The following is a 21292-nucleotide window of genomic DNA, read 5'->3' as shown; positions in this document are numbered from 1 at the left end:
CCGACGCCGCGCCGCGGCCGAGACCCCCGCCGAGGCCGCGTCCCGGCGGCGGGTCGACGCCGCGGTCGCGGCGGCCGTGCTGGCCGTGCAGTGCGGGCTGGCGCTGTTCGCGCATGTGGACGGCAACCGCCGGCTCGACGCGCTCGGGTGGGCGCTGCTCATCGGCAGCGCCGTGGCGCTGATCGGGCGCCGGCACAGCCCGATGCTCGTCACCGTGGCGGTCGTCCTCATGGTCGGGCCGTACCACGCACTGAACTATGAGCACGTCGCCGTCGTCCCGGCCGGGCTCACCGCCCTCTACACCCTCGCCGTCCTCGGCCCGCCGCTGCGCTCCCTGCTCACCGTCACCTTTGTGATCGGGCTCATGGTGACGATCATGTCGTGGGGCGGCAGACCCCATGGCGCGGTGGACATGCTGCGCACCTCCGGCTGGGTGCTGTCGGTCGTGTTGGTCGGCGAGGCCGTACGGATCCACCGCGCGTACATCGCGGCGATCGTCGAACGGGCCGAGCGCGCCGAGCGGACCCGCGAGGAGGAGGCCGCCCGGCGGGTCGCGGAGGAGCGGCTGCGGATCGCCCGCGATCTGCACGACCTGCTGGCGCACAGCATCACGCTGATCGGCGTCCAGACCTCGGTCGCCGCCCATGTCCTGATCGCCGACCCCGACCGGCTCGACCGCGGGACGTTGGCCAAGGCGCTCGACTCCATCTCCGACACCTGCCGCGACGCGCGCGCCGAGCTGCGGGCGACCTTGCAGGTGCTGAGGGCGGGGGAGGGCGGCGAGGCCGGGGAGGCGGACGGGGCCGACGGAGTCGGTACGGGGCCGCCGCCCGGGCTCGCCGGTCTTGCCGACCTGGCGGCGGCAGCGGAGGCCGCGGGCGTACGGGTGCGGCTGACCGTCGACGTGGACGAGGCGGACCTGTCGCCGGCCGTGGGTGCGGCCACGTACCGCATCGTGCAGGAGGCGCTGACGAACGCGGTACGCCATGCGCCCGGCACCCTGGTGCGGCTCACCGTGGCGCGGGAGGGGGCCGGCGGCCTGTGCGTCGCGGCCGTGGACGACGGTCCGCCTGGTCTGTCGGGTCCCTCGGGTCCCTCGGGTCCCTCGGGTTTCTCCGACGACGGTCCGCCTCCGTCCACGGCCGAGGACCCCGACCGACCGCAGGGCTACGGCCTCGTCGGCATGCGCGAACGCGCCCGCAGCGTGGCCGGAACCCTGACCGTCGGGCCGCGCCAGGACGGCCCCGGCTTCGCCGTGACGGCCGTCCTCCCGTACGGCAGGTCAGCGTGGGAGCGCGCGGCGCCGCCCCCACCCTCGCTCCCCACATCACGAACAGAGGGAACCGCATGAGCGCGACGAAGCCGACCCCGAGCGCCCCCATCAGGGTGCTGCTCGCCGACGACCAGACGCTGGTACGCGCGGCCTTCGCCATGCTGATCGAGTCGGCTCCCGGTATGGAGGTCGTCGGACAGGCGGGCACGGGCCGGGAGGCGGTCGAACTGGCCCGCACCGCCCGCGCCGACCTGGTCGTCATGGACATCCGCATGCCCGATCTCGACGGCATCGAGGCGACCCGCCGCATCGCCGCCGACGACGATCTCGCCGGGGTCCGGATTCTCGTCCTGACCACGTACGACACCGATGACCACATCGTCGAGGCGCTGCGCGCGGGGGCCTCCGGGTTTCTGGTGAAGGACACCCGGCCCGCCGATCTGCTGGACGGGATACGGACTGTGGCGGCCGGCGAGTCCCTGCTGTCTCCTGGTCCGACCGCCCGCCTCATCGCCCGCATGCTGCGCCTCCCGGCCGCCCCGCCGCCCGCGGCCCTGGCCGCCGCGGGGCTCGGCGCCCTGTCCGAGCGGGAGCGTCAGGTGCTCACCCTCGTCGCCCGTGGCCTGAACAACGCGGAGATCGCCGAGGCGCTCGGGCTGTCGCCGCTGACCGCCAAGACCCATGTCAGCCGCATCATGGGCAAGCTGGACGCCCGTGACCGGGCCCAACTGGTCATCGCGGCCTATGAGTGCGGCCTGGTCACCCCGTCCCGCTCCGAGGCGCCCTGACCGGCGGACCGAGACGGTCGGGTCAGGACCGGCGGCTCAGGCCGCGTGCTCGCGCCAGGCGTAGGGCGCGAGCTGTTCGTCCAGCGGCGCGTCGACCAGCCGGTTGGCCAGGGTCGACATGGTGTAGGCGCCGATGCCCAGCACCACTTCGAGGGCGTTGCGCGGGGTGTGGCCGTGCGCGAGGAAGGCGTCGAGGGCGTCGGGGCCGACCGCCCCCGCGCGGTCCAGGACCTCGATGGTGAAGACCCGTACGGCCTCGAGCCGTTCGTCGGCCAGGGGCCGCCGTTCCCGCAGGGCCGAGGTGAGTTCGGCGTCCGCGCCGAGCGTGGCGAGCTTGCCGGTGTGCATGGCGACGCAGACGTGGCAGGCGTTGCGGGTCGCGACGGTGAGGATGACCACCTCGCGCGCCAGCGGGTCCAGGGTCGTCGTCTCGAACAGCCCGCTGAGCTTGAGGAAGCCGTCCAGCAGCTGGGGCGCGGTGGCCAGCCGCCCGACGGGCGCCGGAAGGTAGCCCAGGCGCCGGGACACGGCTTCCATGAGGCCGCGCGAGGCGGCCGGGGCGGACTCCGGGGTGTGATCGACGAACGGGGTGGACGGGTGGGTGGGCATGACGGATCCCCCTGACCTAGGATGGACAACGTGGTTGTCGAAAAAGTAAACCAGGTTGTCGAGTTGCGCAATGGCCGATGAGATCCAGCGCATGCCGCGCGCCCAGGAACGGCCCGGCTACGAGCTGCCTCTGCTGCTGTTCGCCGGATTCCGGTCGATCATCGATCAGTTGCACGCCGAGTTGGCCCGCCAGGGCCACCCGGACGGCCGCGCCGCCTACGGCTTCGCCATGCAGGCCATCGGCCGCGACGGGGCCACCGCCAGCGAGCTCGGCCGACGGCTCGGCGTCTCCAAACAGGCCGCGGGCAAGACGGCCGACCGCCTGGAGGCGCTGGGCTACGCCGTCCGGGCCGACGATCCGGCGGACGGCCGGCGCAAAGTCATCCGGCTGACCCCGCGCGGCCTGGACGCGCTGGCCAAATCGGCCGCCGTCTTCGAGGAGTTGCGTGCCCAGTGGGCCGCGGCGCTCGGCCCCGAGCGGCTGCGCGACCTGGAGGACGACCTGAGTGTCATGGTGCCGCCCAGCGGCTTCCGCCTCGATGCGGCCGGGTGGTTCGGCCCCTGAGTCCATCGCCGCTGGCGCGGGCCACCAGTTTCCGCATCATGTCGGCGCCCGCCACGACGGCGGCGAGGTGCAGCACCGTGGCAACGGCAAGGTTCTCCGGCTGCGTGACTTCGGACGGGTGGGCCAGCGAAACGGACAGTGTGACCGGCAGTTTCCAGCCACTCCAGGCGAACAGCGAGCCCGAGCCGAGCCAGCCGAGCGCCATCGGGAGCCAGCGGGGCAGCCGGGCCGGGCGTGCCCGGACGAGCGCCCAGAGGGCGGCGGCGCCGGCCAGCGCCCACCCCGCGCCCATACCGGTCAGCAGGTAGCCGCTGCCGGTCCGCTCGGCCGGATGCGCGATTCCCAGGGTGCCGCCGGCCGCCCAGTACAGCCAGACCAGCCCGACCACGGCCGCGACGACGGCCGACCACGGCGGCGTACCGGCACCGCTACCAGTACTGGCACCTTCACCGTCCCCGACGCGCCCGGTGAACGCCGCGGGCCAGCGTCGCCGCAGGTAGGCGGGGAGCGCGACGGTCAGCCCCAGGCCCATCCCGACAAAGCCGAACTGGACCAGGGCGGCCTCCCAGCCCGGCATCACAGGGTCGTCGCCCCCGTCCCGATCGCCGGACCCGGAGTCCAGCAGTGCGCTGAGCATCGAGTAGGGCAGCACGGACACGAGGAACCCCGAGCCCGTCCAGGCGCAGAACGCCACCAGCCACCCCGGTATCCGCATCCCCCATGGCCGTGCGAGGGCGAGGGCCAGGGCGATCCCGGTCCCCGCCATGCCGACGGTCACCAGGTTGAAGAGCACCCACCCGGCCAGGCTGAAACCCCCTCCGACCGGGGCAAGACCCGCCAGCGAGCCGATCACCCACGACACCTTGATCAGCACATACGGCAGCAGCGCCAGCGCCGCCCCGTAGGCCGCGCGCCGCCCGATCCGATCCCAGCGTTCCATCCGGACTTCCCTCCTCTGTCCGCCGGAACCCCAGCCTCGAACCCCACCCCGCGCGCCCGCATCCACCGCCGGAACCACCCGGCTCCCCCGTCCGGCGGAGCCGGTTCTCATCAGTCAGGCACTGGCTTACCCAGCTCACTCGCCGTCCGGGGCGCCCACCCCGAACAGCTCCAGGCACGGCTCCAGACCCGCCACCTCCACCGGGACGGTCCGCCGCGCCTCCCAGTCGGCTCGCTCCAGGCGCAGCCGCTGGAGGGTGCGGGACTGCCCGCGTACGGACAGCACCTCAAGCCCGTCCGGGCGGTAGCCGATGCGCCGTGAGACGCCCAGCGACCGCGCGTTCTCCAGCATGGCGCCGGAGATCACGCTGCGCGCCCCCAGCCCCTCGAAGGCCAGATGTGCCACCGCCGCCCGCATCTCCGTGCCGATGCCCTGCCCTTGGTGGGCCAGGCCAAGCCAGGAACCCGTCTCCGCCTGCCGGGTCACCGCGAAGTCGGTCGCGAACAGGTCCTGGCGGCCTACCACCTTGCCCTCGTGCAGCACCGCGAAGCTCATGTTCCACTTCTCCGGGCTCCACTGCGCGATGCTGCCCAGCAGATGCTGGAAGCTGCTGCGCCCCACCTGCTCCGGGGGGTTGTCGGTCCACGCGAAGGAGAACGGCATCTCGGCGGGGTCGTGTACGCCCGCCGCCGCGACCGCGGCCATCTCGTCGAGAAGTTCCAGGTCCGGGAGGCGTAGTTCCAGGCGTGGGGTGGTGAGCCGCAACCCGTAGGGCGGCCAGTAATGGAGTTCCATGACGAGAGGTTGCCGGACGCAGGGTCGCCCGTCGAACCAATTTCGTCAACCAGGGTTGACGCCTTCCGTTGCGTCAACCTACATTGACACCATGACCGAGGCAACGAACCTTGCCGAGCGGGCCGGCGACCAGGACCCACGGGTCGGGCTGCGTGCCGTCGCCGCGCTCCGCCGGCTGTTGGAGCAACTGGAGGCGGTGCAGGTGCGCAGCGCCCGCGCGAAGGGCTGGTCGTGGCAGGAGATCGCCGCCGAGCTGGGCGTCAGCCGGCAGGCGGTCCACAAGAAGCACGGGAGGCGTTGATGTTCGAGAGGTTCACCACCAGCGCGCGCCAGGTCGTCAAGGGCGCTGTGGAGTACGCCGACGGCATGGGCGGCGGGGCGGGCAGCGGCACCGTCGGGGAGGCGGAGCTGCTGCTCGCGCTCCTGGACCGTACGGGCACCCCCGCCGCCGACGTCCTGACCGCCCTCGGCGCGGCCGGCCGGCGCGTGGCCATCGAGCGCGACCTGGCCGCGGTGCGCCGCCGCGGCGGCATCTCGGCCGAGGACGCGAAGGCCCTGGCCGGGCTCGGCATCGATGTCGAGGAGGTCGTCGCGCGGGTCGAGCGGGTCCATGGCCCGGGCGCCCTCGCCGAGCCCGCGGAGACCGCCCGTCGCCGTGGCCGCCCGCTCCGGCGCCCCTTCGCGCGGGAGGCCAAGTCGGTTTTGGAGCGGTCCCTGCGGATCTCGCTGGGCCGCGGCGACAAGTACATCGGCGATGAGCATCTGCTGCTCGCCCTGACCGCCCGCCCGGGCGTCGCCGCCCATGTGCTCGCCGACCACGGAGTGACGTACGTCCAGGTCGAACGGGCCCTCGCGGGCCGCCGGGCCGAGGCGGGCTAGGACTCCTCGCCACCGCCATCCGGGTCGTCGCCCAGGGCGCGGTGGATCGCGGCGAGCAGCGTCCGGTGCAGGGCGGACGGCCGCCGGTCCGCGCGCCGGACGGCGAACACCGGCAGCCGCGGCCGGGCGTCGGCGATCCGTATCTCGCGCAGCGAGCCGTCGGCCAGCTCGGCCGCGACCGAGGCGCGGAACAGCAGCGCGACCCCGAGCCCGGCCCGTACGGCATGTTTGATCGCCTCGGGGTGGCCCAGCTCGATGACCACGTCGCGGTCGATGACGCCGAGCTTCGCGAGTTCGATGTCCTCGATGTCCCGGCGGCGGGAGCCGCGCGGTGTGGAGGCGAAGGGCAGCCGCGCGAGGTCGGCCACCTGGACCGGGGAGTCCGCCGAGCCCCCCACCCCCGCCCCCTCGGCGCCGACCAGGACGAGGTCATGATGCCCCACCAGCTCGCCGGACAGGCCCTGACCGGCCGGAATCCGGTGGGCGATGGTCACGGCCAGGTCGCACAGGCCCGAGGTGACGGCCTCCCAGATCTGGTCGGGGTCGAGCACATGCGCGGCGATACGGGCGGCCGGGTGGGCCGAGGCGAAGTCGACGAGGACGGGCGGCAGCAGATAGCTGCCCACGGTCATGCTGGTGGCCACCGCCACGGCGCCCGCGGTCCCGTCGGCCAGCCCGGCGAGTTCGCGCTCCAGCTCGGTGCCGCGGCGCAGCGTGTCGCGCGCCCAGCCGTACGCGGCCCGGCCGGCGTCGGTGAGCTCGAGGCGCTGTCCGGTCCGGTCGAAGAGCCGTACGCCCAGGCGCTGTTCCAGGGACCGTATATGGCCGCTGACCACCGGCTGGGAGACATACAGCCGGCCGGCGGCGCGGCCGATCCCGCCCAGCTCGACGACCGTGCAGAAGACCTCCAGCTTGTGCAGCGAGATCCGGTTGTCCACCCGGGCGGCCCCTTCCCCCGCGCACCCGTCATAGCCATCTGACTATGACCACCTCACCATAGTCGTCTTTGTCTGCCGCGAAGACGCCAATTAGCCTCGCAGGAGCGGCCATTCGGATCCGCGTATGAGGCAGAGTGAGGCGAACCCATGATCCCGGTAGGCGAGTTCACCTTCCACGGCGGCGACGGCTGTCCGCTGTACGCCACCACGGCCGGCCGGCCCGACCACGCCGGCCCGCCGCTGGTGCTGCTGCACGGCGGGGGCCCGGACCACCACAGCCTGCTGCCCCTGGCCCGGCTGCTGGCCGACCGTGTGACGGTGGTCCTCCCCGACGTACGGGGCTACGGCCGCTCCGTCTGCTCCGATCCGTCCCGGCACACCTGGGCGCGGTACACCGACGACGTCATCGCGCTGCTCGACCACCTGGAGGCGCCCGGCGCCGTCTTGGGCGGCACCGGCCTCGGTGCCACGGTCGCACTGCGCACCGCGCTCACCCACCCCGACCGGGTGGCGGCCACCGTACTGATCAGCCTTGAGGACATCGAGGACGACGAGGCCAAAGCGGCCGAGACCGCGTTCCTTGACGCGTTCGCCGCCCGCGTCCTGGCCGACGGGCTCGAGGCGGCATGGGCGCCGATCCTGGAGACGATGCCGCCGGTGATCGGCTCGATGGTGCGCGACGCGTTTCCGCGTACGGACCCGGCCAGCGTCGCCGCCGCCGCGCATATCGGCCACGACCGGGCCTTCCGCGACATCGCCGAGCTGGCCGCGGTCCAGGCGCCCACCCTGATCGTGCCCGGCACCGACGCGCGGCACCCGACCGAGTTGGCGGCGCGCGCAGCCCGGATCATGCCCCGCGGCCGGCTCGCTCAGGTGGGCGTTTCGCCGGATCTGCGCACCGCCGCCGACCTCGCCGAGGCAGTGGCCCCGGCCGTCCGGCAGTTTTTGAACTCCCTGCCACAGGTGCGCTGACCTGCGACGAAGCCCAAGATCTACAGCTTGTGTAGGGGTGTTGTTTCCATCCTCGTAAAGATCTGTATTCCGTCGTCCCGAACCATGCCCAGGGGATAGTCGACGGCTTCGCGCCGTGTGTAGGGACGGGGGGAAGTTCAAGATGTCCTTCGACGAGGAATGGGCCCAGCTCAAGGCTGCCGCGCAGGAGGAGCACTCGGCGCCGGGGCGGTCCAGCGGTATGCGGCTCAACCAGCTCGACGGTGGCGGCGGTGGTCTGATCACCCCGTACGGCGGGCTGTGCACGTCTCCGGCGCAGAAGAAGACCGCGGCCGGGGTGATCGAGGACGAGCTGGAGCCGGGCCTGACCAAGGCGGGCGACGACGCGGACACCAAGTCCAACACCGCGATCAGCGAGTTCCACGGCTGGGACACGGCCCTGGGGCTCAAGCACGTCCTGACCGAGTGGCAGACGCAGGTGAAGGCCCTGACGAAGCGGATGGGCGGGGAGAAGGAGGCCCTGCGCGGCGCCAACACCCTCTTCACGGGCACCGATCTGCAGACCGGTTCGAGCTTCTGCCCTGTCCTCCCGCTCCCGACGTACTCGTACGGCACGCCTGCCGACGGCGGCTCGCAGCCCTCGCTGCCCCTCCCCCTCACCTCCTCGCACCCCTGAGAGGGAACCACATGGTCACCTACCGCCAGGTCATGGACACCGACCTCGCCAAGCTGACCGACGCCGCCCAGGCGTGGGACGACATGGCCGACCAGCTCCAGAAGCTGGAGACGACCTACCAGACCAAGGTCCAGAAGATCAGCGCCGGTACGTCCTGGAAGGGCGTCAGCGCCAACTCCCACCTCAATCTGGCCACCAACACCCGCCATGAGTTCGACGCGGCCCAAGTGGAGGCGCGCGCCGTCGCGGATCTGCTGCGCGACGCCCACGGCCAGTTCGTACGGCTGGTGGCCCTGGTCAAGGGCGCGGTCAAGGATGCCCAGGACGCCGGGATGAAGGTCGACGCCGACGGCCGGTGCACCTTCGACTACGCCAAGGCCACCAAGGAGCAGGCCTTCTCCGCCCACCACGACCCCGACCTCGCGGAGACCGAGCGCTCCTGGACCAAGCGGATCGAGCAGGCCGTCCAGGCCGTCGACGACGCCGACTACGGCGTCAAGCTCGCGCTGCGGGAGTCCGTGAAGGACACGGACGGCAAGGGCGATCCGCACGGCTTCAACGGGGCCGCGCAGGGCGATGTCGAGGTGTACGAGGGGCGCCGGGCCACGGACCTCGGGGAGAAGCTCGTCGACGGGAAGCTGTCGCCCGCGGAGCTGAAGGAAATGCAGATACTGATGCGCAACAACGCGCAGAGCAAGCCCTTCAGCCAGACGTTCCTCAGCGGCCTGGGCGCCGGGGACGCCATCAAGCTGAGCGACAAGCTCGTCGGGCTCTCGTACAACCGCGACGGCACGGTCAGCAACACCGAATATCTCTCCGTGGAGCAGGGGCTGGCCCATTCGGTGGCCACGGCCACCGAGGTGCCGGGAACCCTCAAGGAGCGCCCGCCCGGCTCACCGCAGTTCAACGCCTGGCTGAACAGCCCGGACGGAAAGTTCTTCCGTGAGTGGACGGAAGGCGTCCGAAAGGTCGGCTTCGAGAAGTACGGCAGCAAGCAGGTGCCGCGGTACGGCTACCAGTCGTATCTGACCATGCTCCAGAACTACGACAAGTTCGACGACCAGTACCTCTACACACTGGGCGACGACATCATCAAAGCGGAGAAGAAACAGCCTTCGGGCGTGTGGGACGAGTGGACCGGCGCCGACCCCAAATTCGTCAACGATCCGCTCGACACCGTCCTGGGCCTCATGAGCAAGGACCCCGACACCGCCACCGCGTTCCTCGACCCCGAGGGCAAGGGGCCGCTGAAGAACGACCACCTCACCTATCTCATCGAGCAGCGTGACTGGCCGAAGAACGTGATGAATGGTGGCTACGGCCCGCCCATGTCGATGGACGACACGTTCGGCAAGATGGGCTTCGGCGCCGCGCTCGAAGCGGCCGCCACCGGCCATGTCCCTGGCACCGACTACCCCCTGGGGAAGCACACCGAGGACCAGGCCCGGGTGATGTACCAGGCCATCGAGTCGCTCAACAAGGCGGGCGCGGCCGAGAACCTGGACCCCATGCTGCGCAAGCCGATGGCGAACATCCTCGCCGACTTCACCCCCGACCTGCACCAGACCCTCGCCCGCGACAACACCCTCTACCGCGAGCACAACGGGCTCTGGAACGAGAACGGCGAACTCAGGGTCTCCGTCCCCGAGGAACACCTCGTCAAGATCATGCGCGGGGTCGCCAACGACCCCAGCGCGTTCGCGGATCTCTACAACGCCGAGCGGCATTACGCGGCGGGGACCTTCGCCGGCATGCCGGAGAAGATCTCCGAGCACACCCGGGTGCCGATCCAGGAGGCGTCCTCGGCCCTCGGCATGTACGACGGGGTGCGTGCGGACGTCCTCTTCGACGACCGCGACAAGAAGATCCAGTGGGAACGGGACTTCAACAACGCCCTCACCAGCGTCACCAGCATCGGCCCGAAGTTCGTGTCCAACAACGCCGCCGCGTTCGGCTCGGAGATCCTCTACCGGATCATCCGCTCCGAATCCCACGGCATCATGTGGGATCGCATCAAAGAGGCCAACCTGGACGCGAGCGTGGAGAACGCCAAACAGTTCACGGCGGGCCAGAAGGAGGTCGACGCCATGGTTGCCAACTGGGCGGAGACCCACGGCCACGCCAAGGACAGCGACTACACCAAGGACCTCGTCGGCATCGGCCAGACCAAGCATGCCGAGGGCCGCAACCAGGCCCTGATCCATCTGCGCGCCGACTACTGAGGCTCCTCCCGGCGGCCGGTGCGGGTCCCGCACCGGCCACACCTCCGTCAGGCGGGGCGGCGCGCCGCGATCAGCCGGACGCCGAGCGCGGTGTCGTCCCATGCGGTCCGTACGTGGCCAAGACCCGCCGCCGTCAGCGCGCCCTCGACCTCGCCGTCCGCAGGCGTACGCCCGCCCGCGAGCGCGAGGTCCAGGCGTGCCGCCGCGGCCCCCAGGGGGCGCTTGGGCGGCAGCGGGCACGGCAGGATGAGCCAGCCGCCGGGCAGCAGCGCCTCCGAGGCCGTGGCGACGGCCGCCCGCAGCCGCTCGGGGTCCGGCGGCCCGGCGGCGGGCAGCCAGGCGAGCGCGAGCCGGTCGCCCACCGCGAAGCCCGCGTCCGTGCCGTTCATGCCGTCGTCGGCCCGGATCCGTACCTCGCCGTCGCCCCCGGCCGTGCCCAAGGCCACCGGCTCCGGCTCCAGCGCGAGCACCGGTACGAACGGGATATGACGCGCCAGCTCGACGGCGGACCGGCCGCCGTCCCCGGCCGCGCAGCCCACCTGCGCCCCGGGCCGGTCCAGCAGCTCCGGTAGCCCCTCCAGCCTGCCCAGCAGCGAGTTGACCAGCACATCAGCCAGCGCCGCCGCCTCGCTTCCGCACCCGGTCGGCGACTCCCGCCCCGCGACCGGCTTCCCGTCCCACAGCCGGGCCCCGCCGTCCAGCGCACGCCGCAGCCGCGCCGTGAACGCCGAGGCGCGCGGGCCGCCGATCAGCACTCGCTCCAGGCCCTCGTCGGCGACGTACCGGCCCTCGCCCTCCCGGCGCACCACCGAGGCGGCCACCAGGGCCTCCAACAGCCCCTCGGCGAGGGCGGGCGGCAGCAGATCCTCGGCGGCCTCCCGTACGGTGCACGGCTCCAGCAGCCGGGCCAGCAGGCCGGTCTCGTTCGCCACCCCGCACGCGAGCAGGCCCCATGCCCCCGCCGCCAGTTTCGCGAGCCGCCCCTCGAACAGGCCCTCCGGCCCCTGCGGCAGCGCCTCGGGCGGCCGTCCCGCCCGTACGGCCGCCACCAGGGCGTGGGCCCGTTCGAGCAGCGCGGCCACCGCGCCGCGCGCAGCTGTCTCAAAAGCATCGAAAGTGTTGGGAGCGTCGAGCCCGGCCGCCGAGACCACCGCCGCCACCGCGTCGGCGTACTCCTCGCCGTCCCCGTACGCGGCGGCGTGCAGCGCCCACCACCCGTCGGCCAGTTTGGACACGGCGCGCTCGGCGGCCTCCTCCCGTACCCGCTTGCCCTCCAGCCCGACGATCGTGCGCTGCCCCAGCTGCAGCAGCAGCATCTCCTGGGAGCCCTGACCGGAGATCAGGCCCAGGATGTCGCGCATGAACCGCTCCCACGGGAACGCGGACATATACGCCTCGCCGCCCTGGAGGCCCATCACCAGCTGGCCGACGCGCAGCGCGCACTCCGACGCGTGGTGCTTGGCGACGGTCGCGTACTCGTCGAAGTACGGATCGCGGTCCGGCGACCTGGTGCCGTCCAGCGCTCGGTAGACGCTCGCGCGGGCCGACTGGAGCAGCATGCGCATCTCGCCGACCGAGCGCTCGACGTTGGGGTATTCGAGCACCCGACGCCCGCCGCGCTTACGGGGGTCCAGCGCGTCCACACAGTTCTCGATCACCCCGTCCAGCGCGCCCAGCACCCCGCATGCGCTCATGGTCCGGCGGATGCGCGCATAGGTGTTCAGCTCGCTGAGCGCGTCCGCGCGCCACACGAGCCGCGCCGCGGGCAGCCGCACATCGTGCAGGATCACCTGGCCCAGGCCCATGGTGTGCATGCCCATGGTGTCCATGTGTACGGGTGTGACGCCCGGGTCGTCCTTCTCGACGAGAAACGCCAGCATGTCGTTGGACGCCTCGTCACGCAGAAACAGCACAAAGAGGTCGGCGAAGCGCGCCCCGGCAAGGAACCGCTTGGCGCCGTTCAGCACCCAAACGTCGCCTTCCAGCCGTGCCGTGGAGTGGTAGTCGTACGGGTCCCGGCTCTCGTACGCGCCCTGCACCCCGAACCGCCGGCCGGCCACCAGGTCCGGAACGTAGGTCTCGATCAGCTCCGGAGCGCCGCTGGACAGGATCAGCTCGGTGATCTCGACGCTGATGTCGAGCAGGACGGCGAAGCCGGGGTCGCGCGAGAGGCGGGCGATCTCCTCGACCACCACGCCCCACGCCAGCTTGTCCCGCCCCTCGCCGCCGATCTCGGTCGGCAGCGAGAACCCCATCAGCCCCAGCTCACCGGCCTGTTCGAAGACGCGGTTGTCGAGCGGCCGGCACTCCTTGTTACGGAAGTGCGAGCCGGGGTTGGCCACGTCCAGGACGAAGCTGCCGAACCGGTGCCGGGCCTCGCGGCGGATCCGCTCGATCTCGGCGTCGAGCGTGTCGTTTCCGAGGGCCGCCCGGTTCATCACATCGGCGGCGTGCGCCCGGCCCTTCATGCCCCGACCTCCTGGGCGTCGGCGTCCAGCTCGCGCACCAGGTCCGCAAGCGTCTCCTCGCCGAGGAACCGCTCCAGCGGGATGGTGGCGCCGGTGCGCTCCTCGACCTCGACGGAGAGCTGGGCCGCGGTGAGCGAGTCGATGCCGATCTCGCCCAGCGGCCGGTCGGCGGGCAGCCGCTGCCCGTCGAGGCCCAGCAGCTCCCCGATCAGCGAGGGCAGCCAGACGTCGGCGGACTCGGCGGTGCTGTCGCGGTGTTCGGTGGTGATGACGTCCTCCCAAGGGCGGGCCAAGAACGGGTCGGCGCAGCCCCCCGGTACTGCGGGGCGAGCCGCAGCGGTACGAGGGAGAACGCCCGATCGTCGTCGTCAAGGTCTTCGAGCCGGCGCACCAGCCGGTCCTCGGCCTCCCGGTCCGGTTCGACCGGGAACCCCAGCCGTTCCACCACGCGGCGCAGCGCGGCCGAGAGCCAGGCCCGGTCGGCGGCCAGGCCGCCGAGCGCGTCCCGGCGCCGCAGCCAGGTGTGCAGACAGCAGGCGCCCGCATGCACCAGACAGTGCCGGCGGGCCGCCTCGTACGCCTCGGAGTCCCGCGCCGTGCCGAGCGCGCGCAGCGTCTCCCGCGTCTCGTCGCGCACCTTCAGCAGTGTGTGCCCGAGCGAGAACAGCTCCTGGTCGTCGCCCAGCTCCGCCACCGCCTCGTCGAGGAGGTCGACCACCTCGTCGGCGGCCCCGTACGTCAGCGACGGGCGCTGGTCCCGGGGCGCCACCGGGGTCACCGGCTCGCCGAACCCGAACAGCAGCGGCAGCGGAACCTCGGCCCGCTGCGCCCCGGCCCGCCGCCGCGCCCCGCTGACCAGTTGGGCACGGACCGTGTCCAGCTGCACCAGCTGGGTGCCCTCGAACACGGGGGTGATCGCCACATCGCGCACCAGCTTCTGGAACGCCCCGTCCGCGACCCCCTCGCGCAGATACGCCCGCGCGCTCAGCACCTCGCCGCACGCGTTCACCGCGTCCACGCAGAGCGCGGGCACCACGTACTTCGCCACCGCGGACCACAGCGCCATCCGCTGCCGCGCCACATCGAGGGCGCGCGCCGCGGCAAGACCGGTGCACTCCGCGATCAGCAGATCGGCGAAGGCGCGCGCCAGCAGCGAGCGCACCGGGGCCAGCGCCAGCGCCGGCTCGCCGTACAGCACCCGCCCGCGCGCGTGCCGGAGCGCGATGCGCAGCGCCGTGTCGGCGGCGCCGAGGCTGCTCCCGCCCACCAGCGTGCGGGTGAACTGGAGCATGCCGGTGACCATTTCGACGCCGCGGCCCGGCCGTCCGATCACGGCGCCGGAGCCGATCCGGCAGTCGTCGAGGACGAAGCCGCTCAGGTCGTGGCCGCGCAGTCCGTGGGTGGGCACCTTCGGCAGCCGCCGCACCGCGTCGCGGCCGACGGCCTCGAAGTCGATCAGGAACAGCCCGAAGGACGGGTCGGAAGCGGCGAGTACGGTCGCGAACGAGGACCGCCTGCCGTTGCCGACCAGCCACTTCTTGCCGTTCAGCACAAACCCGTCGCCCGTGGGCGCCGCGCGGGTGGCGGTGGCGAGCAGATCGCTGCCCGCCGCCTCCTCGCTGATGCCGGCGGTGCCCCAGGCGCGGCCGAGCGCCAGCTCGGCGACCCGGCGCCGCTGGGCGTCGTCGCCCCAGGTCCACACGGGCGCGGTGGCCAGCAGCGTCGAGCCGAACCCGACCGAGACCGCGAGCTCCCGGCGCGAGGCGGCGCGCACCACGGCCAGCAGCGATTCGAACGAGCCGAGCCGCCCGCCCTCGGCGACCGGCACCAGATGCTCATGCAGCCCGGCCGCCCAGGCCGCCTCGTACGCCGCGGTGGGCTCGGCCTCCAGATCGTCCGCGCGCACACCGCGCGCCAGCGACATACCGGTGTCCGGATCGAACGGGCAGCCCAGCGCCCGCTCCAGCTCCTCAGCCGCCGCAAACTCCGGAAAAATGGACAGCGATGCCCCGGTCATACGTGCTCCACCACGATCGCGTACGGCCCACCTTCGAAACCATCTGCACCGTCGTCGGCGAGCCCCAGCTCATGGACGAACGCGAGCTGCCCGTCGTGGCGGTGGACCGTGGTGTGCACCCGCAGCTGATCCCACAGCTGACCGGCCCGCAGCCAGGTCGCGTCGACCCGGCGGATCCCCTCGGCCAGCGCACGCCGCAGCTCGGGCGCCTTCCCGCCGTGCCGCATCACGCACTCCTCGCGCGCGCCGCCCGCGAACCCGAGGGATTCGACCCAGTACCACTGGTCGGCCACCTCGCAGTGGTGGCGGTGGACCCGGAATGTCGTGGTGTGGGCGGCGATGCGCTCGCCCTCGCGCTCGTACGCGCCCAACAGCCCGCGCACCGGCGACAGATACGGGGAGCGCTCGACCTCGTCCTCGTGGAAGCCCGCCACGAACGAGTCCGGCAGCGTCGTCGGAGTGCCCGAGAGGGCCCGGTCGCCGCTGAGCCGGAGCGGTACCGAGGTGGCGCGGGTGCGCACCGCCACGCCCGCCGGGCCCGAGACCGTCATCTCCATCTCCAGCTGCGACGAGCGCGGCCCGCGCACCCGGGCGCGCACCTCGGCCTGCGCCTCGTCGGCGTCGAGGAACCGCAGGGGTTGCTCGTACTCCAGCTGCCAGGCCCACAGCACAAACCCCACTTGGTGCTCGGACACCAGCGTGCGATGGCTGCACACATGGTCGCGCAGCCAGCGGGTGCCGGCCTGGAACGCGAGCCGCCCGACGGCGGTGGGCTGCAGCTGGGCCGGGGTGAACAGGCTCGCGTCGAGTACGACCTCGTACGTGGAGCTGCGCGGCATCGGCGCTAGCCCCCGGATATCGCGGTGACGATGTCCACCCGGTCGTCCTCGGTGGCCTCCCGGTCCAGCTCGTTCAGGGTGAGCTTTTCGCCGTTGAGGGCGATCAGATGCGTGGCGCGTACGCTTCCCTCGCGGTCCATCAGCACCTCGGCCAGGTCCGGGTAGCGGTCGGTCAGCGCCGCAAGACCGTCGCGCACGGTGTCGCCGCCGACCTCGATCTCGCTCTCGTAGTCGGTGAACCGGAGCAGGACGCCCCGCACTTTGACGATCACTTCAGTTCCCCCTCGTGGATGTGGTCGTATCGGGTGCGGGCCGGGCGGGAGCCTGCCATCGGGCGAGCTCGTCGAGCTCACCGGCGAGGAATTGACGGCGGGCCAGCCAGCGCTGCACCTTGCCGCTCGATGTCTTGGGGATGGTCCGGGGCCGCACCAGGACCACGGTGTACGGAGGCACGCTCAGCTCCATCGAGACCGTCCGCCGGATCCCCTCGACAGCCGCCGCGTACTGCTCCTCTGCCCCTCTTTCTACGGGGTTCGCCTCGTAAACCAGCACCAGCCGCTCGGCCGCGCCCTCGTCGTCCTCGACCGCGAAGGCGGCGCCGCAGTTGCGGCGGATGCCGGCGACCTCGGCCTCGCAGACCCGCTCTATGTCGACGGGGTGGTAGTTGCGCCCGTTGACGACGATCAGGTCCTTCAGCCGCCCCGCCGGGAACAGCTCGCCGTCCAGGACGAACCCGAGGTCGCCGGTGCGCAGATAGGGTCCTTCGCCGGTGGTGGTCGTGGCGCCGAAGGTGGTGTCGGTGTCCTGCGTGCGCCGCCAGTAGCCCTCGGCGACGCTCGGCGAGTCGATCCAGATCTCGCCCACAGCGCCCTCGTCCAGCGGTTCGCCGGTGGCCGGGTCGGCGATCAGCAGCCTGGTCCCGGGGCCGGGGGAGCCGCAGCCCACCAGCGATCTGGAACGCTCCTTCGGCCCGGCCGGTCGGGCCGTACCGTGTGCTTCGAGCGCGTCGCGCGCGACCGACACCGAGCGCCAGCCGCCCAGAGGTTTACCGCCGGTCACGAACAGAGTCGCCTCCGCGAGCCCGTAACACGGATAGAACGACTCGGCTCTGAAGCCGCACGGCGCGAAACGTTCGGCGAAGCGCGCCATGGTGTCGGCGCGGACCGGCTCGGCGCCGGTGAAGACGAGCTCTACGGCTGACAGGTCGAGCCCTTCCAGGTCCGCGTCCTTCGCGCGCCGTACGCACAGGTCGTATGCGAAGTTCGGGCCGCCGGTGACCGTCACGCCGTAGCGGGAGACCATGCGCAGCCAGGACAGCGGGCGGCGCAGAAACGTCACGGGCGACATGAGCGTCACCGGAATGCCGGTGGACAGCGGGGTGAGGATGCCGCCGATCAGCCCCATGTCGTGGTACGGGGGCAGCCAGAGGCCGCCCGAACTGCCCTGGTGCAGCCCGAACCCGCGGGCGATCTCCAGGGAGTTGTCGAGCAGCTGGGCGTGGCTGAGCATGACGCCGCGCGGCAGCGATGTCGACCCCGAGGTGTACTGGAGCAGTGCCAGCCGGTCCGGCCGGATCTCCGGCAGCGGACCCTCGTCGGTGGGGCCGTCGCCGGGGGCGTCGGTGGGGGCGTCGGCGGGGTCGGCCTGGTCGGTCGCGATCAGCCGGGGCGTGCGGCCGCCGAGCGCCGTGGTCAGCCAGCCGGCCAGCAGCGGCGCGATGTCCGAGGTGGTCAGGACGGTGTCCGAGCCGGTGTCCTCGATGATGGCGGCGAGCCGCGGCATCGTACGGGCCAGGCGCGTCGGGTCGGGCGGGAAGGCGGGCACCGCGGGCACCCCGGCGTAGAAGCAGCCGAACAGCCCCGCGAGATAGTCAAGGCCGGGCGCGAAGAGCAGCAGCGCCGGCTCCGGCCGCCCGTCGGTGGCGGCCGACAGCCGGGCCGCGACGGCGCGGGCGCGCGCGTCGAGTTCGGCGTAGGTGATCTCGGCGGCCGACTCGTCGTCCGCCACGAACCGGTAGGCGAGGGCGTCGGGCTCATGCGTCGCTCGCTCACGCAGCAGCCGCGCGAAGCTTCCGGCACCGCGCCCATGTGGACCAGCCAACTGAGCTGTCTCCCCCCGTGATCGACCCCCGTGATCGATACGGCGAGCAAGTGTTACAGCAACGCTGACGAGTGGTCAATGATCTTATGGAGACGGGTGGTTGAGGATTTTCGGACGTGTCCCATGGGGCCGCTGGGGGGATTGACACTCACGGGTAACAACGAGCATCGTGATCGGCTGAACCAGGGTGAAGGATCGGTGCTCAACGACCGCGTGCCTGTCCAGGAGAGGACACCCATGACCGACGTACCGGTCGCTCCCGAGGGAACGCGGGACGCCGCGGCGGGCGATTCCGCCGTCGGCCCACCCGCCGGCCCACCTGCCAGGCCACCCGTCAAACTGGTCCTGCTGTGCTGCCTCGGCGCCTTCGTGGCATTCCTGGACAGCACCATCGTGAACGTGGCGTTCCCCAACATCGCCGAGACCTTCGACACCACCGACCTGCCCACCCTGTCCTGGGTGCTCAACGGCTACAACGTGGTGATCGCCGCGCTCCTGATGCCCGCCGGCCGGGCGGCCGACCGGCTCGGCTGCCGACGGTCCTTCGCGGTGGGGCTCACCACGTTCACCGCCGCGTCCGCGGTCTGCGGGATCGCCGACTCCGCCGCCGTCCTCATCGGCGCCCGGCTGGTGCAGGCGGTCGGCGCCGCGATCCTCATCCCCACCTCGCTCGCGCTGCTGCTGCCCATGTTCCCCATGGCCAAGCGCCTGGCGGCGATCACCCTCTGGAGCGCGTCCGCCGCGCTGGCCGCCGGGATCGGGCCCGGCCTCGGCGGGCTGCTCGCCGAGCACTGGAGCTGGCGGGCGGTGTTCCTGGTGAACATCCCGATCGGGATCGTCGCCGTATGGGCCGGCCGGCACCTCACCGAGCAGCGCGAACGTAGCGGCCCCACCCCCGACGTCCTGGGCTCGGCGCTGCTCGGGGCCTCGCTGGGCCTGCTCGCCCTGGGCCTGGTCAAGGCCCCCGACTGGGACTGGGCGAGCACACGCACCATCGGCTGTCTGGTCGGCGGGGCGGTGCTGGCGGCGGCAGTGGTGGCGCGCAGCGCACGCCATCCGGCCCCGGTCGTCTCCCTCGATCTGCTGCGCTCGCGCAACGCCGTGGGCGGCAACATCGGCTCGATGCTGTTCTCGGTGACCTTCTACGCCGTCATCCTGAACAACATCCTGTTCCTGACCGGCCACTGGCACTGGTCCCTGCTCACCGCGGGCCTGGCCACCACGCCGCCGCCGCTCGCCAGCGCCCTGGTGGCCCGGCCGGCCGCCCGCCTCGCCGAGAAGTTCGGCGACCCACTGGTCGTGATCGCGGGCTGTCTGATCTACATCTGCGGCACCCTGCTGCTGTTCTGGGGCGGCGGCCAGGACCCGGACTTCCTCACCCACTGGCTGCCCGGGGCGGCCGTCATGGGGCTGGGCGCCGGTCTGGTCTGGCCGGTGCTCGGCGGGGTGGCCCTGGCCGGGGTCGAACCCAGCCGGCTGGCCACCGCCAGCGCGGCCAACGCGGCCTTCCGCCAGCTCGGCGCCGTCCTCGGCACGGCGCTCGCGGTGTCCATCGTCACCGCGTCCGCGAACGACGCGCTCGGCGGAGCGCGTAACACCTGGTACCTCTCGATCGGCTTCGCCTCCGGGGTGGCGGTGCTCGCGGCCGTGACCGTGCGCCGCACCACGGCCCCGGCGGCGGCCTGACACCGGAGACGAGGATGGCGACCAAGGCGAGCACGAGCACGACGGTTGACGTAACCGAAGCAACCGAAGCGACCGAGGTGACCGAGGCGCCGTACGCGGCCGGGACGCCGCTGCTCGGCTCGATGGCCGATCTCCTGGGCGATCCGCTGACGGCGTATCTGCGGGCCCGCCGCGACCACGGCGACGTCGTACGGTTCCGCGCCGGGCCGCCCGGTCTGCGGCGGGAGATCTACGGCGTGTTCTCGGCCGAGGGCATCCAGCAGGTCCTGGCCACGGAGGCGGCCAACTTCCGCAAGGACAACGTCATCTACGAGGAGCTGCGGCAGGCCCTCGGCAACGGCCTGCTCACCAGCCAGGACGAGGACCACCGGCGCCAGCGACGGCTCATCCAGCCGCTGTTCACCCGCCGCCGGGTCGAGGGCTACGCCACCGCCGTCACCTCGGAGGCCGCCGCGCTGGCCGCCCGCTGGCGGGAAACCCCTGGTGACGCCGGTGGGACCGTCGAGCTGGTGGCGGAGATGCACGGATTCGCGCAGCGCGTCGTCGGCCGCGTCCTGCTCGGCTCCGATGTCGAGCAGACCGTCGAGGTCGTCCGGGACAGCCTGCCGATGCTCAACGAGCGCGCCCGCGCCCGCGCGCTGTCCCCGGTCAAGCTGCCCCGCGACTGGCCCACCCCCGCCAACCGCCGCGCCGCCCGCGCCCAGGGCAGGCTGTACGCGCTGTGCGACGCGATCATCAGCAGGCGCATGGCCGCCCGGGAGCGCGACGTGCGCGAGCACGCACCCGGCCCCGTACCGGAGGACGGCCCCGTGCCGGAGGACGGTGCCGCCGAGGATCTGCTCACCCTCCTCATCGGCGCCCACAACGCCGAGGACGGCAGCCTGACCCGCGCCGAACTGCGGGAACAGGTCCTGATCTTCTTCCTCGCCGGACACGACACCACCGCCACGGCCCTCACCTTCGCCCTGCACCTCCTGGCCCGCCACCCGGCGGAACAGCGCCGGGTGCACGAGGAGCTGGACCGGGCGCTCCCCGACGCCCGCACCCCCACCGCGGCGGATCTGGAGGCCCTGCCCCGACTCACCATGGTGCTGAAGGAGGCCATGCGGCTGTTTCCGCCGTCCCCGGCCGTCAGCCGGCTCGCCGTGGCCGAGACCGTCATCGGCGGCCGCCGTATCCCGGCCGGTGCCGCCGTGCTGGTCAGCCAGTGGGTCGCGCACCGCCACCCCGCCTACTGGGAGGATCCGGAGCGCTTCGATCCGGAGCGTTTCACCCCACAGGCCGAGGCCGATCGGCCTCGTTATGCGTACTTTCCGTTCGGCGGCGGGCCCAGGGCCTGCATCGGGCAGCACTTCTCGACGCTGCATTCGGTGCTGAGCCTGGCGACGCTGCTGCGCGCGTACGAGGTGGAAGACGCGACGGACGGCGGCGACATTCCGCTCGGCGCCGGGATCACACTCCTGACGAAGGGGCCGGTACGAGTCCGTGTACGATCCCGCACCTAATTGGCGACATTGCCGAGATATCGTCGGACCCGTACATCCGG

The 21292-nt window shown here is 72.3% G+C and carries 20 protein-coding genes; 10 read left to right on the top strand and 10 right to left on the bottom strand.

Annotation, left to right across the window (positions count from 1 at the left end; translation table 11 throughout):
- A partial coding sequence (locus tag ACWDSL_RS32655) for a sensor histidine kinase (protein WP_450491573.1) occupies window positions 1-1351 on the top strand: 1351 nt, incomplete at its 5' end.
- The gene (locus ACWDSL_RS32650) at window positions 1348-2061 is read left to right on the top strand and encodes a response regulator transcription factor (protein WP_353589591.1); all 714 of its coding nucleotides are present in this window, start codon (window positions 1348-1350) and stop codon (window positions 2059-2061) included. The genes ACWDSL_RS32655 and ACWDSL_RS32650, both read left to right, overlap by 4 nt.
- Window positions 2062-2097: 36 nt before the next feature.
- Here ACWDSL_RS32650 and ACWDSL_RS32645 read toward each other — a convergent pair whose 3' ends face one another.
- Window positions 2098-2670: a carboxymuconolactone decarboxylase family protein gene (locus tag ACWDSL_RS32645; RefSeq protein WP_450491572.1), complete on the bottom strand. Its 573-nt coding sequence runs from the start codon at window positions 2668-2670 to the stop codon at window positions 2098-2100.
- A gap of 70 nt (window positions 2671-2740) precedes the next feature.
- Here ACWDSL_RS32645 and ACWDSL_RS32640 point away from each other — a divergent pair, with 70 nt between their 5' ends.
- Window positions 2741-3235, top strand: coding sequence for a MarR family winged helix-turn-helix transcriptional regulator (locus ACWDSL_RS32640; RefSeq protein WP_450491571.1), 495 nt, complete (start codon window positions 2741-2743; stop codon window positions 3233-3235).
- Here ACWDSL_RS32640 and ACWDSL_RS32635 read toward each other — a convergent pair.
- Window positions 3180-4175 carry a hypothetical protein gene (locus tag ACWDSL_RS32635; RefSeq protein ID WP_450491570.1) on the bottom strand — a complete coding sequence of 332 codons (996 nt, stop codon included), beginning with the start codon at window positions 4173-4175 and terminating at the stop codon, window positions 3180-3182. The two genes, ACWDSL_RS32640 and ACWDSL_RS32635, sit on opposite strands and share 56 nt — an antisense overlap.
- Window positions 4176-4310: 135 nt before the next feature.
- Window positions 4311-4970, bottom strand: coding sequence for a GNAT family N-acetyltransferase (locus ACWDSL_RS32630; protein ID WP_450491569.1), 660 nt, complete (start codon window positions 4968-4970; stop codon window positions 4311-4313).
- A 91-nt stretch (window positions 4971-5061) separates the two neighbouring features.
- On the opposite strand from ACWDSL_RS32630, the gene ACWDSL_RS32625 reads away from it, so the two are divergent.
- On the top strand, window positions 5062-5271 hold the full coding sequence (locus ACWDSL_RS32625) for a helix-turn-helix domain-containing protein (protein WP_043491624.1): 210 nt from the start codon (window positions 5062-5064) through the stop codon (window positions 5269-5271).
- Entirely contained in the window at window positions 5271-5849 is a 579-nt protein-coding gene (locus tag ACWDSL_RS32620; RefSeq protein WP_450491568.1) for a Clp protease N-terminal domain-containing protein, read from the top strand. Before ACWDSL_RS32625 ends, ACWDSL_RS32620 begins: the two co-directional genes overlap by 1 nt.
- Here ACWDSL_RS32620 and ACWDSL_RS32615 read toward each other — a convergent pair.
- Window positions 5846-6787, bottom strand: coding sequence for a LysR family transcriptional regulator (locus ACWDSL_RS32615; protein WP_450491567.1), 942 nt, complete (start codon window positions 6785-6787; stop codon window positions 5846-5848). The two genes, ACWDSL_RS32620 and ACWDSL_RS32615, sit on opposite strands and share 4 nt — an antisense overlap.
- Window positions 6788-6934: 147 nt before the next feature.
- Here ACWDSL_RS32615 and ACWDSL_RS32610 point away from each other — a divergent pair, with 147 nt between their 5' ends.
- From ACWDSL_RS32610 to ACWDSL_RS32600, 3 genes are all read left to right on the top strand, one after another.
- Window positions 6935-7759 carry an alpha/beta fold hydrolase gene (locus tag ACWDSL_RS32610; RefSeq protein WP_450491566.1) on the top strand — a complete coding sequence of 275 codons (825 nt, stop codon included), beginning with the start codon at window positions 6935-6937 and terminating at the stop codon, window positions 7757-7759.
- Between the two features lie 142 nt (window positions 7760-7901).
- Complete coding sequence (locus ACWDSL_RS32605; protein WP_450491565.1) at window positions 7902-8414, top strand: hypothetical protein; 513 nt, start codon at window positions 7902-7904, stop codon at window positions 8412-8414.
- An 11-nt stretch (window positions 8415-8425) separates the two neighbouring features.
- Entirely contained in the window at window positions 8426-10636 is a 2211-nt protein-coding gene (locus ACWDSL_RS32600) for a hypothetical protein (protein WP_450491564.1), read from the top strand.
- A 47-nt stretch (window positions 10637-10683) separates the two neighbouring features.
- Here ACWDSL_RS32600 and ACWDSL_RS32595 read toward each other — a convergent pair whose 3' ends face one another.
- From ACWDSL_RS32595 to ACWDSL_RS32570, 6 genes are read right to left on the bottom strand one after another with little or no spacing between them, the layout of a single operon-like run.
- Window positions 10684-13104, bottom strand: coding sequence for an acyl-CoA dehydrogenase family protein (locus ACWDSL_RS32595; RefSeq protein WP_450491563.1), 2421 nt, complete (start codon window positions 13102-13104; stop codon window positions 10684-10686).
- Window positions 13101-13397 carry an acyl carrier protein gene (locus ACWDSL_RS32590; RefSeq protein WP_450491562.1) on the bottom strand — a complete coding sequence of 99 codons (297 nt, stop codon included), beginning with the start codon at window positions 13395-13397 and terminating at the stop codon, window positions 13101-13103. The genes ACWDSL_RS32595 and ACWDSL_RS32590 overlap by 4 nt, the downstream gene beginning before the upstream one ends.
- Window positions 13313-15121, bottom strand: a complete 1809-nt coding sequence (locus ACWDSL_RS32585) for an acyl-CoA dehydrogenase family protein (RefSeq protein WP_450491561.1) — start codon at window positions 15119-15121, stop codon at window positions 13313-13315. Before ACWDSL_RS32585 ends, ACWDSL_RS32590 begins: the two co-directional genes overlap by 85 nt.
- The gene (locus ACWDSL_RS32580) at window positions 15118-15960 is read right to left on the bottom strand and encodes an acyl-CoA thioesterase (RefSeq protein WP_450491560.1); all 843 of its coding nucleotides are present in this window, start codon (window positions 15958-15960) and stop codon (window positions 15118-15120) included. The genes ACWDSL_RS32585 and ACWDSL_RS32580 overlap by 4 nt, the downstream gene beginning before the upstream one ends.
- 5 nt (window positions 15961-15965) lie before the next feature.
- On the bottom strand, window positions 15966-16232 hold the full coding sequence (locus ACWDSL_RS32575; protein WP_089506723.1) for a MoaD/ThiS family protein: 267 nt from the start codon (window positions 16230-16232) through the stop codon (window positions 15966-15968).
- A 1-nt stretch (window position 16233) separates the two neighbouring features.
- A complete protein-coding gene (locus ACWDSL_RS32570; RefSeq protein WP_450491559.1) occupies window positions 16234-18060 on the bottom strand; it encodes a fatty acyl-AMP ligase in 1827 nt (608 codons plus the stop codon).
- A gap of 237 nt (window positions 18061-18297) precedes the next feature.
- Between ACWDSL_RS32570 and ACWDSL_RS32565 the strand changes: the two genes are divergently transcribed.
- Window positions 18298-19746, top strand: coding sequence for an MFS transporter (locus tag ACWDSL_RS32565; protein WP_450491558.1), 1449 nt, complete (start codon window positions 18298-18300; stop codon window positions 19744-19746).
- A 14-nt stretch (window positions 19747-19760) separates the two neighbouring features.
- Window positions 19761-21251, top strand: coding sequence for a cytochrome P450 (locus ACWDSL_RS32560; protein ID WP_450491557.1), 1491 nt, complete (start codon window positions 19761-19763; stop codon window positions 21249-21251).
- Window positions 21252-21292 lie beyond the last annotated feature (41 nt).

Source organism: Streptomyces sp. NPDC000941, from assembly GCF_053599555.1.
Note: the sequence above shows the minus strand (reverse complement) of the source record. Positions and strands in the feature narration are given on the sequence as shown.